Raw genomic sequence first — 17,914 nt, forward strand, 5'->3', positions numbered from 1 at the left:
GTAGTCCCGGTCCGCATCAACCGAACTGCCTGATTTCCTCGAACCGGGCGAGCGCGACATCGAGGTCGCTCTCGTCGAAGAGCTCAGAACGGTTTACTCGATCGCCTTCGACAGTCAGAAGTTGAATCATCCGCCACTCGGCTTCGAAGCCTTCCCGCGAAGTCCCGCGCAGTTCACGGGTTACGACGGCTCCGACGCTGCTGAGTCGATGCACGGCTTCGATGTGGATGCTGAGGTCTGGGGTCATCTTCCACACTTCGCGGATTAATGCGGATTGATCACGCGCGTCGGCGGTTATCAGTCGGCGGTGATCGATGGTGACCCAATCCGTCGCGGGTATTTCGTGCCGGTTGAACGCGGCGTTGAACCGCGTGACAACCGACCACGTGTGCGAGTGCGCGGCCGTCTCCCCCGCGAGGTAGCGAGCGTCGAGTTCCTCGAAGGCCGCGTCTAGGTCGTCGAGTTCAAATGAGACATTTGCCAGGTACCGCTCATCGGTGTTGATCTCCGCGACGTCGAGTACGTCCGAGAGAAAAGCCTCGGACCCTTGATCGCGGCCCGAAAAAGTGGTGCGCGTAAGGACGAGGCGCTCGCCGCGGGTCGCAATGACGGTCATCTTGAGGTTCGTGATCCAGAGGTTGGCGATAGCGCGCAAATCCGTAATTTGCGCATCGCGACCGTGTCGGACGCCCGCGCCCACGACACGACGACGATCGTCACTGGAGTAGTCGTCGTCAAGTAGCTCCGCCATGCCCTCCCAGTCGCGTGCCGCGAAGCGAGTCAGGAAGCGCTCTCCCACTTGGCTCGCCGCGTTTTCCAAGCGCGGCGCCTCCGGCTGTAGTTCATCAAAGCGCGCGATCGCGGCGTCGAGATCCTGCTCGTCGAAAAGCTCGCCGTGCTTGACCAAGCCGCCTCCGATCGTCAAAAGTAGAATCATCCGCCACTCCGCGTCGAAACCCTCTCGCGACGACCCGTTAGCCGAGTGGATGATGACAGCTCCCGCCTCGCTCAACCGAGGCACGGCCTCGATGTACATCTTGATGTCCGGGGTGAGATCCCACCCTGCGCGCAAGTACGCGGTCAGACCATCGCCTGCAAACGTTGTGTGCGCCCTGTGGTCAACGGTCGCCCAATCCGATGTCTTCGGCGGTAGCTCGTGCCTGTTGAGAGTGGCGTAGGCATTCGTAATGAACGTCCACACGTCCGAGTACGCCGCCGCCTCGCCGGCGAGGTATCGCGCGTCAAGCTCAGCGAAGGCGGCATCGAAGTCCTCGGGGTCGAACAGGAACCGTGCCACGATCTGGTCGTCAGCGTCGATCTCGACGACACTGAAGAATTCGACCTGGAACGCATCAGGCCGATCCTGGCCCGAGACACACGTACGACAGAGGTCGAGACGATCGCCGCGGGTCGCAATGACGGTCGACGAAATATTCGAAAGTCCCACTTCGATAACGCCACCCATATCTGCGATGGCGGCATCACGACCGTGTACGACCCCAGAGTTCACGACCCGACGGCGATCGTCGATTGCGATGTCGTCGGCCAGAATCTCCGATAGCGCGTTCCAGTCATGGGCCGCAACGGATGCCGTGAGGCGCGCGTGCGCTCGGCTTGCCGCGTTTTCCAGTCGCGGCGCCTGGGTTTGTAGTTCGTCGAAGTGGGCGAGCGCGTGGTCAAGGTCTGCCTCGTCGAACAGCTCGAATCGGCAGACCAGGTCGCCGTCAAATGCGAAAAGGCCGATCTCGCGCCACTCTGCGTCGAATCCCTCCTGCGAGGTTCCGATCATTACCTCTGTAACGACCGCCCCACGGTTGCTCAGCCGATGCACAGCTTCGATGTGACCCTTGAGGCTCGGGGCGACGTCATAAGTAGCACGTAAGAACGGAATCACGTCGCCGGGCGTGAACGCTCTGCCTCGCCGATGATCGGTGGTGACCAAGTCCTTCGTCACCGGCGGTAATTCGTGGCGGTTCCACGCGGCTTGGACCTGCGTCATGGCCGACCACGTGGGTGCGTACGCAGCCGCCTCGCCGGCGAGGTATCGAGCGTCAAGCTCAGCGATGGCAGCGTCGATGTCGTTGGTGTCGAACGCTACAAAAGCTGTGATCCGATTGTCGGTGTCGATCTCGACGAGCTGTAGGAAGTCGACGTGAAACGGGTCGGGTTCCCCAGGGCCGCGCGAGTATCGGGCACGGGCGAGGACGAGCCGCCCTCCGCGGGTGGCTATGGCATCCGATGTCGCATGCGTGACCTCGACGTCGGCGACTGCCCGCAAGTCCTCGATCAATGCGTCCTGACCGGTTCTGATGCCGCCGCCCACGAAAGGACGACGATCGTCGCTGTAGAGGTCGGCGGTCAGCATGTCCGCGATCGCGTCCCAGTCACTGGTGGCGAAATGAGCTTGGAACCGTTCGTAGACTTGGCTTGCCGCGTTTTCGAGTCGCGGCGTCTGCGGCTGTAGTTCATCAAAGCGCGCGATCGCGGCGTCGAGGTCTGATTCGTCGAAGATTTCGAAGCGGCTGAGTAGGTCGCCGTCGACGGTGAAGACGTCGATCATTTGCCACTCGGCGTCGAAGCCCTCCCGCGAGGTTCCCTTCGCCGTGTGGGTGACGACCGCCCCGAGAGCGGTAAGCCGATGAACGGCCTCAACGTAGAGGACGTTGTCGACCATGTCCTCCAGTCCGGCACGGACGTACGCAAGTAGGTCGCCAGGCGAGATCGCTGCAAACTGCCGATGGTCGATATCGACAAAATTGCTTGCTGTACGCGGCATTTCGTGTCTGCTCAGCGCCGCACATGCCTGCGTGATGGCTGACCAACTTTCTGGGTGCGCAGCCGCTTCGCCGGCGAGGTAACGGGCATCGAGCTCTGCGACGGCGGCGGCGATGTCGTCCAGATCGAACGCGACGGCCGCTACGGCCCGGCCCTCCGCATTGATTTCGCCGACGACCAGTATCTCGACGACGGACGTCTCTAGCCCTTGATCGCAGATTGAGTATCGGTACCGGCTGAGGGCGAGGTGCTCGCCGCGGGTCGCGATGACCGTTGGCGTTATATCTACGACGCCGACGTCGGCGCTCGCTCGCGCGTTCGCGATCTCGCTATCGCGACCGTGAACGCCGCCGCCCACCACGGGACGACGATCGTCCGCCTGAAAGTCGTCGGCCAGCATTTCCGCCATCGCGCCCCAGTCGCGGGCCACCTGTTTTTCTAGATAGCGATCGGACATGCGGCTGGCCCGGTTTTCCAGTCGCGGCGCCTGCGGCTGTAATTCATCAAAGCGGGTCAGCGCGGCGTCGAGGTCCGTCTCGTCGAAGAGCTCGAATCGGGAGACCAGGTCGCCTTCAAATGCGAAAAGGGCGACCTCGCGCCACTCGAAAGCGAAGCCCTCCTGCGAGGTCCCAGCAACTACTTCTGTGACGACCACCCCACGGCTGCCCAGCCGGTGCACTGCTTCGAGGTGCCCCTTGACGTTCGGGGCGACGTCATACGTAGCACCTATGTATGCGGTTACGTCACCCGGCGCGAACGCTATTCCCGAACGGTGGTCGATGTTCACACAGTCCGCCGTCGTCGCGGGGACTTCGTGTCGGTTGTACACGGCTTGGACCTTCGTAATGGCCGTCCATATGTGCGCGTGGGAGGCCGCCTTGCCGGCGAGGTATCGAGCATCCAACTCTGTGAAGGCGGCGTCGACGTCGTCAGCATCGAACAGAACGCGTGCCACAATCTGGTTTTCGGCGTTGATTTCAAGGACGCACAGCGTCTCAGACGCTTCTGAATCGGACCAGCCGCCCCAGACAAGGAGACGACCGAGGAAGAGGCGCCCCCCTCGGACCGCGATCACGGTTGACGTCGCGCTCCTGACTCCGATGGCGGCGAGCGCCCGCACGTTCGCGATCTCGGCTTCTCGGCCGTGCCTGACCCCGGCGTTCACGACGTGACGACGATCCTCAATGCAAACGTCATCAGACAGAATTTCCGCGTAGGCGTCCCAGTCGCGCGCCGCGAAGTAGGTCAAGAAGCGTTGCTCCACTTGACTTGCCGCGTTTTCCAGTCGCGGCGCCTGCGGCTGTAATTCATCAAAGCGGGCGAGTGCGGCGTCGAGGTCCGCCTCGTCGAACAGCTCACACCGGCTGAGGAGGTCGCCGTCGAATGTGACAAGGCAGATCTCGCGCCACTCGGCGTCGAATCCCTGCGCGGAGGTTCCAGTCGCCACCACTGTGCTGACCACTCCGGCGATAGTCAGCCGATGCACAGTCTCGGTGTGCAGCTTGGCGTCGGGGATGAGGCTCCACGAGGCACGCAGGAAAGGCTTCAATCCGCCTTGCTCATACGCTCTGCCGCGCCGATGATCGATATTCACCCAGTCCTCTGTGTTTGGGAAAAACTTGTGGCGGTTCCACGCGGCCTGGGCCTGCATCACCAACGACCACGTGTGCGCGTGAGCCGCCGCCTCTCCGGCGAGGTACCGGGCATCGAGTTCCGCGAAGGCGGCGTCGAAGTCTTCTGGGTCGAACGCCACGCGTGCGACGATCTGGTTTTCGGCGTTGATCTCAGAGACGGATAGCACTGTGGAACCCCCCCAGCCGTCAAAGACCGAGTAGGAGCCAAGGGAGAGGCGCTCGCCGCGGATCGCAATAACGTTTGACGTAAAGCGCGTGACTCCAACGTCGGCGATCGAGCGCATGCTTGCGATCTCGGCGTCTCGGCCGCGCCTGATCCCGGCATTCACGACCTGACGACGATCATCCATGCAAACGTCATCAGACAGTATTTCCGCATAGGTGGCCCAGTCGCGAGCAGCGAAGTAGGTCAAGAAGCGTTGCTCCACTTGGCTTGCCGCGTTCTCCAACCGCCGCGTATGCGAGTGTAATTCGTCAAACCGAGCGAGCGCGGCGTCGAGGTCTGCCTCGTCGAATAGCTCGCACCGGTCGACCATGTCGCCGTCAGACGTAAAAAGGCTGACCTCTCGCCACTCAGCGTCGAAGCCCTCACGCGAGGTCCCGTACGCCGCGTGAGTGACGACCGCGCCGAGATCACTCAGCCGATGCACGGCCTCGACGTATGGATGGACGTCTTGGTCGAGATCCCACCCGGCATGAAGGTATTCGATCAGGTCACCGGGCGCGAACGATGCCCCGCGGCGATGGTCGATATTTTTGAAGTTCGGTGGCGTGGAGGGAATTTCACGTCGGTTGAGCGACGCATAGCCTGCGGTTATCACCGACCATGTACGCGCGTTGGCGGCCGCTTCGCCGGCGAGGTACCGGGCGTCGAGTTCCTTTAAGGCGGCGTCCATGTCGTCGGCGTCGAACACGAATGCCGCCGCGGCCCGCTCGTCGTCGTCGATTTCGACGATGCCGAGCATCTCGGCGCCAACCTCGCCGGGCAGCAGGCCGCGGTTGACGGAACGGATACGAGAGAGGGCAAGACGTTCACCGCGGGTCGCAATGACGCTCGAAGATACGGTTTCTGCGCCGACCTCGACGGCGGCTCGGTTGTCCGCGATGTGCGTATCTCGGCCGCGTCGAGTCCCTGCGTTCACGATTCGACGGCGATCGTCCACGACAATGTTTACTGCCAGTAGCTCCGCCATCGCGGGCCAGTCCCGGGCGGAGAAGCACGCGAAGTATCGCTCGGCTATTCGGCCAGCGGCGTTTTCAACCCGTGGCAGCTGCGGTCGCAGTTCGTCGAAGCGGGCGAGCGCGGCGTCGAGATCCGCCTCGTCGAAAAGTTCGCAGCGGTTGAGCAGATCGCCGTCGAACGTGAAAATCGCATTCTCCCGCCATTCGGCCTCGAAGCCGTGTTGCGAAGTCCCATGCGCCGCCTGGCTGATGACGGCCCCGCGGTGGGTCAGGCAATGCACCGCCTCGACGTAGACATTGATGTCCGGTGCGTCGTCCCACAAGTCGCGGATGTAGTTGGTCATGTCGCCAGTTGCGAACGCTGCTCCGCGTCGGTGGTCGATGTTGGCCCAGTCCGGGGTCAGCTCAGGGAATTCGTGTCGGTTGATCGCGGCGAACGCGCGCGCGATCAGGGACCAGGTGTTCGGGTGGGCAGATGCTTCGCCGGCGATGTATCGGGCATCGAGTTCTTTGATGGCGGCCTCGAAATCTTCGACGTCGAACGCGACGCGTGCCGCGATCCGCTCGTCGGCGTCGATCTCGATGATGTCTAGGACCTCGGTAGCGAACTCCTCGGGCCGCTGGTCGCGGCCCCACGAGCAGACGCGGCTGAGGGCGAGGTGCGATCCCCGGGTCGCAATAACCTCTGCCGTGAAGTTCTTGACGCCGAGCTCGGCGAGTGCCGAGATTTCGACGATGACGGCATCCCGACCGTCTCGTATCCCGCCGCCCACGACTCGCCGGCGATCGTCGGTAGAAACGTCTTCTGCCAATATCTCGGCAATCGCGTTCCAATTGCGAGCCGCAAAGCACGCCTGAATGCGCTCGTACACCCGCGTCGCTAGGTTTTCCAGCCGCGGCGCCCGCGGTTGCAGTTCTTCGAATCGAGCGAGCGCGGCGTCGAGGTCTGCCTCGTCGAATAGCTCACACCGGCTGATCAGGTCGCCGGTGAACGTTAGAAGTGCGATCAGCCGCCACTCGGCGTCAAAGCCCTCGCGTGACGTCCCGGCTGCGGTATGGGTGACGACCGCGCCGACGTTGTTCAACCGGTGCACGGCCTCGACTGAGCGGGTGATGTTTGGTGCGACCTCCCACGTAGCGCGGATACTCTCGGCCATGTCACCAGATGCAACCGTGGTAGCTCGGCGGTGGTCGACGTTCACCCAGTCAGGCGCGGCAAGGATTTCGTGTCGATTAAGCGCTGCGTAGAAGCCCGCGACTGCCGACCAAGTCTGCGCCTGAGCGGAAGCTTCACCGGCGAGGTATCGAGCGTCGAGCTCGGCGATGGCGGCCTCGAAGTCGTCGGGGTCGAAGGTGACGAGCGCGATGAACCGCTTGTGGGCGTCGATCTCGACGATATTGAGGACATCGGTGCGGAACGCATCGGGTCGCTCGTCGCGGCCCGAGGCGCGCGAACGACTCAGCATAAGGTCCCTGCCGCGGGTCGCAATGGGGTCGAAAGTAATGCGCTTGACACCGATCTCGGCGAGTGCCGCCATCTCGGCGATCACGGCATCGGGCCCCGCTCGGAGTCCCGCGCCCACCACCTGCCGGCGATCGTCGTGAAAAGCGTTGTTGCCCAGTGTTTCGGCCATGGCGTCCCAGTCGCGGTCCGCAAAGCACGCATGCAGGCGCTCGTAGATCTGGCTTGCCGCGTTGTGCAGCCGCCGCGCCTGTGGATGCAGTTCTTCGAATCGAGCGAGCGCGGCGTCGAGGTCTGCCTCGTCGAAAAGCTCGCCGCGGTTGATCGAGTCGCCTTCGAATGTGGCCAGGATGACTTCCCGCCATTCGGCGTCGAAGCCCTCTTTCGAGGTTCCTCTCACCACATGGGTGAAGACGGAACCGACGTTATTCAGCCGATGAACGGCCTCAACGTAGCCCCGGACATTCGGCGCGAGGTCCCACGTGGCGTGCATGTATGCGGTCAATTCACCGGGTGCGAACGCTCTCGCTCGTCGGTGATCGATGCTCACGCAGTCCGGTGTCAGTTGGAGTTGTTGCCTGTTCGTTGCAGCGTACGTCCGTGCCATGACCGACCACGTGCGCGCGTGGGCGGCAGCTTCACCGGCGAGGTATCGGGCATCAAGCTCGGCGATGGCGGCCTCGAAGTCGTCGCCGTCGAACAGAACGGAAGCCTTGATACGCTCGTCCGCGTCGATCTCGACCACGTTCAGTAAATCGGCGCCGAATTCCGCGTAACCCTCAGTCCGGTCACAGCTTAGGAGGAGGCGCTCGCCACGGATGGCGATGATTTCTGAGGTGATGGTCTTGATGAACTCGACGAGTCCGTAATTTTCGGCCATCACCGCGTCCCGACCTTGTCGGATGCCGGCATTCACTACCCGACGGTGATCGTCGGTGGAGACGTCGGCCGCCAGGATCTCTGTTATCGCGTCCCAGTTGCGCGCCGCGAGGCACGTTTGCCAGCGCTCGTAGACTTGGCTCGCCGCGTTTCCCAGTCGCCGCGCCGGCTGGCTGAGCTGTTCGAACTTTGCGAGCGCGGCGTCGAGGTCTGCCTCGTCGAAGACTTCGCAGCGGTTGATCCGGTCGCCGTCGATGGTCAAGACGTCGATCGCCCGCCACTCGGCTTCGAAGCCCTCCCGCGACGTCGCATGCCCCGCATGGGAGACGACCGCTCCGAAAGTCGTGAGCTGATGGACTATCTCGATGTGGACCTTGAGGTCTGGGGTGAGGTCCCACATCGCGCGGAGGGACTCGGTCATGGTGCTGGACGCGAACGGCGTAGCTCGCCGGTGGTCGATGGTTACCCAGTCCGCCGCCGGAAGTTCGTGCCGGTCGAACGCGGCGTAGGCCGCCACGACGAGCGACCAGGTTTGTGCATAGGCGGCTGCTTCGCCGGCGAGGTAGCGGACGTCGAGTTCGGTGATGGCAGCGTCGAGGTCGTCTGCGTCGAACACGACGACCGCCGCCATCCGCTCGTCGGCGTCGATCTCGACGACCACGAGCATCTCGATGCGGAACGCGTCGGTCTCTTGGTCACGTCCCGAGAATTCGTAATGGCTTAGGACGAGGCGCTGTTCGCGTGTCGCAATGACCTTTGACGTCACATTCTCGGATCCGACAGCGGCGTATGCATGCACGGTGAGTTCGGCATCTCGACCCTGCAGGTTCCCCGCGTTGACGACTCGACGCCGATCTTCAACGGAAAAGCCCTCGGACAGCATTCCAGCCATTACGTCCCAGTCGCGGGCGGCGAAGCACGCCTGAAAGCGCTTATCCACTTGGCTTGCCGTGTTTTCCAGGTGCGGTGCCGGTCGGCTGAGCTGTTCGAACTTTGCGAGTGCGGCGCCGAGGTCTGTCTCATCGAACAGCTCGCAACGGTTGATCAGGTCGCCATCGACCGTCATGATGTCGATCGTCCGCCACTCAGCCTCGAAGCCCTCCCGCGAGGTCAACTGCGCGGCATGGTTGATGACAGCTCCGAGGTTGGTCAGCCGGTGCACGACCTCGACATAGGGTCTGACGTCTTGGTTGACTTCCCAGCCCGCACGCAGGTATTGCATCAGCTCACCGGCCGCAAAAGCTGCCCCCTTGCGGTGATCGATGTCGACGAACTCCGTTGTGGTTGAGGGTAGCTCGCGCCGTTTCAGCGCAGCGAAGACACCGCTGATGGCAGACCAGGTGCGCGCGTGGGGTGCGGCTTCGCCTGCGAGGTATCGGGCTTCGAGCTCGGCGAACGCAGCGTCGAAATGGTCGAGATCCCACGCGACGACCACCGTGATCCGCTGGTCGGCGTCGACTTCGACTAGCTGCAGGAGATCGGCGTAGAAAGCTTCTGGTTCTTCACGGCCACGCGAGAATCGGGCGATGGTAAGGGCGAGGCGTTCGCCACGGATCGCAACAATGTCTGTCGTCGCGTGCGTGACCCCGAGGTCGGCGACGGCCCGCAAAGTTTCGATCGCGGCGTCTCCGCTGTGCAGGCCGGCATTCACCCCCCGACGACGGTCGTCGCTGCAAGAGTCGTCGGCCAACATGGCGGGCATGGCAGTCCAGTCGCGGGCTGCGAAGTACGCGAGGAAGCGCTCGTACACTTGGCTTGCCGCGTTTTCCAATCGCCGTGCTGGTCGGCTGAGCTGTTCGAAGCGCGCGAGCGCGGCGTCGACGTCGACCTCGTCGAACACCTCGCAGCGGCTGACCAAGTCGCCATCTAGCGCCAGAAGGCTGGTGACCCGCCACTCGGCGTGGAAACCCTCTCGCGAGGTCTCATTCGCCACATGGGTGATGACCGCTCCGAGGTTGTCGAGCCGATGTACCGCCTCGATAAAGTTGCTCAGGTCAGACGTGACGTTCCACGCGGCGTCGAGTAACGCAGGCATTTCGCCGGGTGCGATCGATGTCCCTCGCCGGTGGTCGATGTTCACCCAATCTGGTGTCCTCTCAGGCAGTTCGCACCGATTGAGCGTGGCAAAGCCCTGCGTGATCACCGACCATGTGTGCGCGTACGCGCCTGCTTCGCCGGCGATATAACGGGATTCGAGCTCCGCAATCGCGGCGTCGAAGTCTTCAAGGTCGAAGATGACGACTGCCCCGATCCGCCCGTCGGCGTTGATCTCGACAATGTTTAGGAGATCAACGTCGAACGGCTGAGGGTGGTTGTCGCTGTGCGAATATCGGGTACGAGCTAGGACGAGGCGTTCTCCGCGGGTTGCAATAGGGTCTGACGCGGCGTGCGTGACACCGAGGTCGGCGGCCCATCGGAAACTCTCGATCGACGCGTCCCGGCCCCGTAGCAGGCCTGCATTCACCACCCGACGGCGATCGTCGGTGGAGATGTCATCCGCGATTATTTCCGCTATTGCGTCCCAGTCGCGGGCCGCGAAATAAGCGTGGCTGCGCTCATTCGCCCGGCTTGCGGAGTTTTCCAGCCGGCGTGCCGGTTGGCTGAGCTCGTCGAACCTCGCGATCGCGGCGTCGAGGTCTGCCTCGTCGAATAGCTCGGAGCGGCTGAACGTTTCGCCTTCCACCGCCAGCACGTGGACATCCCGCCACTCGGCGTCGAAGCCCTCTTGTGAGATCCCATGCGCTACATGGCTGACGACCGCTCCGATCTTGCTGAGCCGATGCACCGCCCCGATGTAGATCTTGGTGTCAGGCGAGTCGTCCCATGCGGCTTGGATGTAGGCTGTCATGTCGCCGGGGGCGAAAGCTGCTCCGCGACGGTGGTCAATGCTCACCCAATCTGGCGTAGTCGCGAGAAGTTCGCGCCGGTTGAAACCGGCATAACCAGCTGCGACGACGGACCACGTGTGCGCGTAGGCGGCGGCTTCGCCGGCGAGGTATCGGGCGTCGAGTTCTGCGATGGCGGCATCGAAGTCGTCGAGGTCGAAAATGACGATCGCTGCGATTTGATTGTGAGAGTTGATTTCGAGGATGCCCAGCGCATCCGACAGGAATTCCTCGGACCCGCGATCGTGGCCCGCGGTGCGTGTGAGGATGAGGCGCTCCCCACGGGCCGCGATGATGACGGACGTTATGTACATGAATCCGGCGTCGGCGGTCGCCCGCAGGTTTGCGATCTCGGCATCTCGACCGTGTCGGGTCCCTGCGTTTACGACCGGCCGGCGATCGTCGACCGAGATATCGTCGGCCAATAGCTTCGCGAGCGCATCCCAGTCGCGTGCTGCAAAGTGCGCTGAGTAGCGCTCGATCGCTTGGCTTGCTGCGTTTTCCAGCCGCGGTGCCGGTCGGTTGAGTTCGTCGAACGTCGCGATCGCGGCGTCGAGGTCATCCTCGTCGAAGAGTTCGCAGCGGCTGAGTAGGTCGCCTTCGGTCGTGATGAGGAAGACTTCCCGCCACTCGGCGTCGAAGCCCTCTTGCGAGCTTCCATGCGTCACATGAGTGACGACCGCTCCGAGATCATTCAGTCGATGCACAGCTTCGACGTAGGTACTGCCGTCTTGTGCAAGATCCCAGGTGGCACGGATATATGCGATTAGGTCACCGGGCGCGAACCTTGTCCCCTGGCGGTGGTCGATGCTCGCGAAGCCCGGCGTCGTGGGCGCCATCTCGCGCCGGTTGAGCGCGGCGTAACTACCCGCCACGACCGACCACGTGCGTGCGTGGGCTGCCGCTTCGCCGGCGAGGTACCGCGCGTCGAGCTCGGCGATGGCGGCCGGGAAGTCCTCAAGGTCGAACGTGACCAGTGCAACCATCCGCTCGTCGGCGTCGATTTCGACGATCTGGAACGCCTCATCGTCGAACGCATCGCTCGTCCTGCCCCTAGTACGACACAACGTGAGGCGCGTCCCGCGGGTCCCAATGGCCACTGATGTGACGTCCATTGCTCCGATCTCGGCGATCGACCGCCATGAGGCCATCGTGGCATCCCGACCGCGACGGCCTCCGGCACCCAAGACCCGACGACGATCGTCCATCAAACTGTCATCGGCGAGCATCGCCGCCATCGCGTGCCAGTCGCACGCTGCGAGGTACGTGTGGAGGCGTCTGTACACGCGAATTGCCGCGTTCTCGAGTGGCGCTCGGGATGGTTCCTCAAGCCGGGCGTGCAGGGCGTCGAGTTCGGCGAGCGCGGCGTCGACGTCTTCGATGTCGTATGAAACTTCCAGCTCGATGCGACCCTCCTCGTCGAGGCCGACTAGCTGGACCATGTCGTCCTGCGGCGCTCCCGGGCTGGTATCAGCCGTGCCAACTTTGAGTCGCATGACGGCGAGACGCTCCCCGCGCACCGCGACGCCCTCGGGGTGGTATCGCACCATGCCCGAGCGCAGAAAACGTCGCATCCCATCTGGCCACTCGCCAGATGGGAGGGTGGTCCGCGGAAAACCGACGATCTTTCGGTGACTCTCGATAGAAACGTACGGGGCGAACAGCTGCACCACTTCGTCCCAGGCCTCACGATGGACAGCAGCGACCAACTTTTTGCCCATCTGTACGCAGGCGTTGATCGGCTCGACGCTCGGCGCTTCGAGTGGCGCAGGGGCAGAGGGGATGTCGGGCTCGTCGAGCATGCCCCGCGCCTTATCAGCCAGCGCCGCAGCCCCTTTCCGCTCATACAGCTCCGCTGCGTGCTCGCCGGCTGCTCGCGCTCCAGCGGCGTCGCCGGCCGCGCCTAACACCCTTGCCAGCGTCAGACAGGCATCGCCGTGATCGACCAACCCGTCGGTCCGCTCGGCCAGCGCCACCGCCGCGTCGGCGACCCGTCGAGCCTCCCCGTGATCGCCGCTGCGCGAGAGCAACTGCGCCCGAAGGGTGCGCCAGGCGATCGATGCCTTCAGCGCGTGGCCCGCCAGTCGCTCACTCTCGGCGCATAATTCGCCGGCATCGTCATCCCGATTGAGTGCCAGACACGCGCGACCGAGTAAAGCAGCGGTCTCGGCGGTATCCGCGTCCAGGCCCATCCGGCGAAATCCGTTGCAGGCCTGACGCAGATGCGACTCGGCAGCGGCCGGATCGCCCAAAACGAGCTCCACGATTCCGGCGAACTGCTCGACCTCCAAAAGCGCGTGGCGCAGACCGAGTTCGGTGACCGTCCTTCGGGCCGAGTCGATCATCCGTCGGGCTGCCGCATCGCGGCCGCGGAATGCCTCCAACACGGCCTGGCACCGCGTCGACGTCGCTTCGACCGCCGGCGAGTCGGTAGTGATCCGCAGCAGCCGCACCACGTCAAGGCATCGTCCGCCCGCGCGCGGAACCGGGTTCGGCCCCCACAACGCCGCAAGCGGGGCGCCGGCCAGCACCGCATTCACCCGCCGGTGATCACGCGCACGCCGTGCCGCCGTGAGAGCGTCGTCCAAGGCGACTTCGCAGTCGCCGATTCGCCCGAGCCGCGCGAGGCAGGTGGCACGGACGGTGTGTGCCTTGGCTTCCCCTGCAGCATCGTCTATTTCGGCCAATTTCCGGGCAGCGCCACCCAACGCGGCTTCCACGTCGTCCAACCGCTCGGGATGAACCAATACCGAGAGCTGGCCGTCGAAGCATGTCGCCCACGCCGATAAGCGAGCGGAATCAATTGTCGCCCGCTGCAATTGGGTGACCGCACCTGCTGCCGAAGCCACATCACCCGCGGCGAGCAGCGCCTCGCAGCGCGCGACGAGTAGGTCGGCGTTCTGGTCGTCACGGTCGGGCAGCTCGTCGTCGATCTCGTCCAGCGCGTGCAGGGCGTGGTCGTAGAGTTCGGCGGCACCTTCGTAGGCGAGCCGGGCCATGGCTTGGTCTGCCGCACGCCGGCAATATTCGACGGCCTTGGCCGCGTTTCCCGCCCACGCACATTCGAAATAGTGGTGGGCCAGTTCAGCGAGCAGCTCGTCGTCGGCGCCGGGCCGGTCCTCCAGCGTCGTGGCGATGCGCTGGTGCAACCGCATCCGCCGCATCGACGGCAGTTCGGCAAGCAGTGACTGTCGGACGATCGCATGGTTGAACCGATAGCTACCACCGGGCTCTTCGATGACGATCCCGGCTTTGGACGCTTCGTCGAACGCGTCGACCAGGTCGTCCCCGACCACGCGCTCGACCAGGTCCAGGGCGAACCGGCTGCCGACGACCGCGGCCGCCGCAAGGGCCTTGTTGGTCTCGACCGGCAGCCGAGATAGTCTGCGGCTCACGGCTTCTCGCACGCCCTGCGGCAGGGTGCTCGGGTCCCACACGCCGCCGCTCTCGTCGACATGGCGCAGCGCCTCGATGAGAAAGAACGGGTTGCCGCCGGTGACAGAGGCCAACGCGTGACCGAGCTCTTCGTCGTCGTAGCCGGCTTCGGCGACGTACGCGCTGACGTCGTCCTCATCGAGGCCGCCGAGACTGATGCGGTTGGCGGTGCCAGAAACGTCGCTGCGATGCAGATCGGCCAGCATCGCCGCCAGCGGATGGGACCGGTCGAGATCAGTGCTGCGGTAGGTGCCGACGATCTGCACACGCGCGCGGTCGCCGAAACGCAGCACATGTCGCAACAGAAGCAGCGTTGGCTTAGCCGCCCAGTGCAGGTCGTCGAGTACCAGGACAACCGGCGCCGCGGCGGAAGCCAGTTCCAAGAGTGCGACGACGGCGTCGAACAGTGCATAGCGCTCGGTGTCCGGGTCGGCGCGCGTCGGCGCGGCCAGATCGGGCACTTCGTCGACGAGGCCAGGAACGAGCGGGAGCAAGGCTTCGACGCCGCGCAGTCCGCGTAACCGACGCATGCCGACACATGGCACCAACGAACGCAGGGCTTCCGCGAAGGGTTGATAGGGCGCACCGAGGTCCTCGTCGCAACGGCCGTAGAGCACGACGGCGCCCTGGTCGTAGGCCTGCCGGGACCACTCGCCGGCCAGGCGCGTCTTGCCGACACCCGGTTCGCCCGCGATCAGGGCGGCGCACGCACCACCGCCAAGCGAGGTCTGCCAGGCAGACAAAAGCCGCTCGAGCTCGCTTCCGCGCCCGACGAAAGGCCCGCTACCGATCAGAACCGGAGGGATTGCGGGCCGATCCATCGGCGGCACATCGGGTGTCGGCGGTTGGGCATCTTCCGCAGCGGTCTCCAGCCGGAGCTCGAAGACATGCTCCGGGCGGGCGAGGTTGCGCAGTTCGCGCAAACCCAGGTCGGCGAGGACAACGTCGTCGGGCAGTGCATCGACGACGAGTTCCGCCGTCGCACCAGAGCACAATATTTGACCGCCTGCAGCCAGCGATTTCAGGCGGGCAGCGCGGTTGACCGCCCGACCGAAGTAGTCGCCGTCGCGGAGCTCGACTTCGCCGGTGTGCAGTGCAATTCGGATACGTATCGGCTCGCGGAGCTTCCAGTGCTCCCGGGTGATTGCGTCTTGTAGCTCCATCGCGGCCGCGGCCGCCGCCGACGGCCGCTCGAAGACGGAGAACGTGGCATCGCCCTCGCCGCGGGTCTTGATCAGCCGCCCTCCCCGCGACGTGACCACTTGTTCCGCGAGTTCGTCGTGTCGGGCAAGGGCCACTGCCATAGCTTTCGCGTCCGCTTCCCAGGCGGCGGTCGATCCCTCGATGTCTGTGAGTAAAAAGGTCACTGCGCGCATCACCGACGGATGTTGCTGTGCTACAACAACATCGAGCGAGGCATCTTGTGCGACGATGGCGGCCTCGAGTCGTCGGAGTTCCGACCCGGGATCGATGCCCAACTCGTCGGCCAGCATTGTCCGTGCCCGTTGGTAGGCGCCAAGAGCGTCCCCTTGCCGGCCGGCGCGGTAGAGGGCGAGCATGAGCTGGCCCCATCGCCTCTCGCGCAGCGGCGCGTCGGCCACCGCCGCCTCGAGCTCGCCGATGATCTCCGCGGCACGGGCCGTCGCGAGCAGTGCATCGGCTCGATCCTCAACCAGCGCGGCGTGACCCTCGATCCATCGTGTCTTTTCGGATGCTCCCCGCCTGCTGTCGGGCAATTCCGGGATACCCCGCCAGAGGGCGAGCGCTTCTTCGAAGCGAGCCACCGCTTGGCTCGCGTCGCCGGTCGCTGCGGCGTCGCGTGCGAGTCGGGCGGCTGATTTATAGCGCGACGCATCTACCTCGCTCTCGGCGATGGCCCAGCCCGTACCTTGCGTCAGCACGAAGCCGTCGCCCAGGGCGCGGCGCAGCGCGGAAATGTGAGTTTGCAGGGCTTTGGCGGCGGTGCGTGGCGGATCCTCACCCCAGAGCAATTCGACGAGCACGTCGGCCGAGAGGACCGAGCCCTGGTGTAGCCCGAGCATCGTGAGGAGGGCGCGAGGTTTGGCACCCGGGATCGCGACGGGTGCTCCGCCGTGTCGGACCTGCAGAGGTCCCAAAACCCCCAGTTCCACGGCTTGAAGATTAGTCACATTCCTGATCGTCCGGGTGGGTATTCAACACCAGGTCAAGATCGAGTAAAGGCCGACGAGCGGGCCCGTTTTCGCCAGGGCGAGCCCCAACTTCGGCAGACCCGACCCCGGGCAGGCGCGCCGCCCCGATAGCGACTACCTTCACCTGTAGCAAGCTTGTAGGGCCAGATCAGCCGAGACCGCAAAGGGGTTCCCGTGGCCGCAACCGACGATTCCGCCACTCTGCAATACCCGGGTGGTGAGTTGGACCTGGAAATCGTCCACGCCACCGAAGGGGCCGACGGCATCGCGCTCGGCCCGCTGTTATCCAAGACCGGTTACACGACCTTCGACAACGGCTTCGTCAACACGGCGTCCACCAAGAGCGCCATCACCTACATCGACGGCGACGCCGGCATCCTGCGCTACCGCGGCTACCCGATCGAGCAGCTCGCCGAGAAGTCGACCTTCATCGAGGTCAGCTATCTGCTGATCAACGGCGAACTGCCGACCGCCGAGCAGCTGGCGGAGTTCACCGAGCAGATCCAGCGGCACACCATGCTGCACGAGGACCTGAAGCGGTTCTATGACGGCTTCCCCCGCAACGCCCACCCGATGCCGGTGCTGTCCAGTGTGGTCAACGCGCTGAGCGCCTACTACCCGGATTCGCTCGACCCGGCCGACACCCAAGAAATCGACCTGTCGACCATCCGGCTGCTGGCCAAGTTGCCGACGATCGCCGCCTACGCCTACAAGAAGTCGGTGGGTCAGCCGTTCCTCTACCCGGACAACAGTCTGAACCTGGTGGAGAACTTCCTGCGAATGACGTTCGGCCTGCCGGCCGAACCCTACGAGCCCGACCCCGAGATCGTCCGGGCGCTCGACCTGTTGTTCATCCTGCACGCCGACCACGAGCAGAACTGTTCGACGTCGACGGTCCGGCTGGTCGGCTCGTCGCAGGCCAACCTGTTCACCTCGATCTCCGGCGGCATCAACGCGCTCTGGGGTCCGCTGCACGGCGGCGCGAACCAAGCCGTTCTGGAGATGCTCGAGCAGATCCGGGACAGCGGCGACGACGTCAGCGAGTTCGTCCGCAAGGTCAAGAATAAAGAAGAAGGCGTCAAGCTGATGGGCTTCGGCCATCGCGTCTACAAGAACTACGACCCGCGGGCCCGCATCGTCAAGGAACAGGCCGACAAGATCCTGGGCAAGCTGGGCGGCGACGACGCTCTACTGAACATCGCCAAGGAACTCGAAGAAGCTGCGCTGACCGACGACTACTTCATCGAGCGAAAGCTGTACCCGAACGTCGACTTCTACACCGGGCTGATCTACCGGGCGCTGGGATTCCCGACCCGGATGTTCACCGTGCTGTTCGCGCTCGGCCGGCTGCCCGGCTGGATCGCGCACTGGCGCGAGATGAACGGCGAGCCCAGCAAGATCGGTCGCCCACGCCAGATCTACACCGGCTACACCGAGCGCAACTACGCCGCTATCGACGGCCGGAAGTAGCGATCGCGAGCGCGGCGTAGC

At 64.3% G+C, this 17,914-nt stretch carries 2 protein-coding genes; one reads left to right on the forward strand and one right to left on the reverse strand.

The features are described 5' to 3' along the window. Positions 1-16 precede the first annotated feature (16 nt). The gene (locus ACQY5A_RS12825) at positions 17-16,384 is read right to left on the reverse strand and encodes a BTAD domain-containing putative transcriptional regulator (protein ID WP_428341496.1); all 16,368 of its coding nucleotides are present in this window, start codon (positions 16,382-16,384) and stop codon (positions 17-19) included. A gap of 213 nt (positions 16,385-16,597) precedes the next feature. Between ACQY5A_RS12825 and ACQY5A_RS12830 the strand changes: the two genes are divergently transcribed. Beyond that, positions 16,598-17,893 carry a citrate synthase gene (locus ACQY5A_RS12830; protein ID WP_428340736.1) on the forward strand — a complete coding sequence of 432 codons (1,296 nt, stop codon included), beginning with the start codon at positions 16,598-16,600 and terminating at the stop codon, positions 17,891-17,893. Positions 17,894-17,914 lie beyond the last annotated feature (21 nt).

This window comes from Mycobacterium sp., from assembly GCF_965277065.1.
GTDB lineage: Bacteria > Actinomycetota > Actinomycetes > Mycobacteriales > Mycobacteriaceae > Mycobacterium.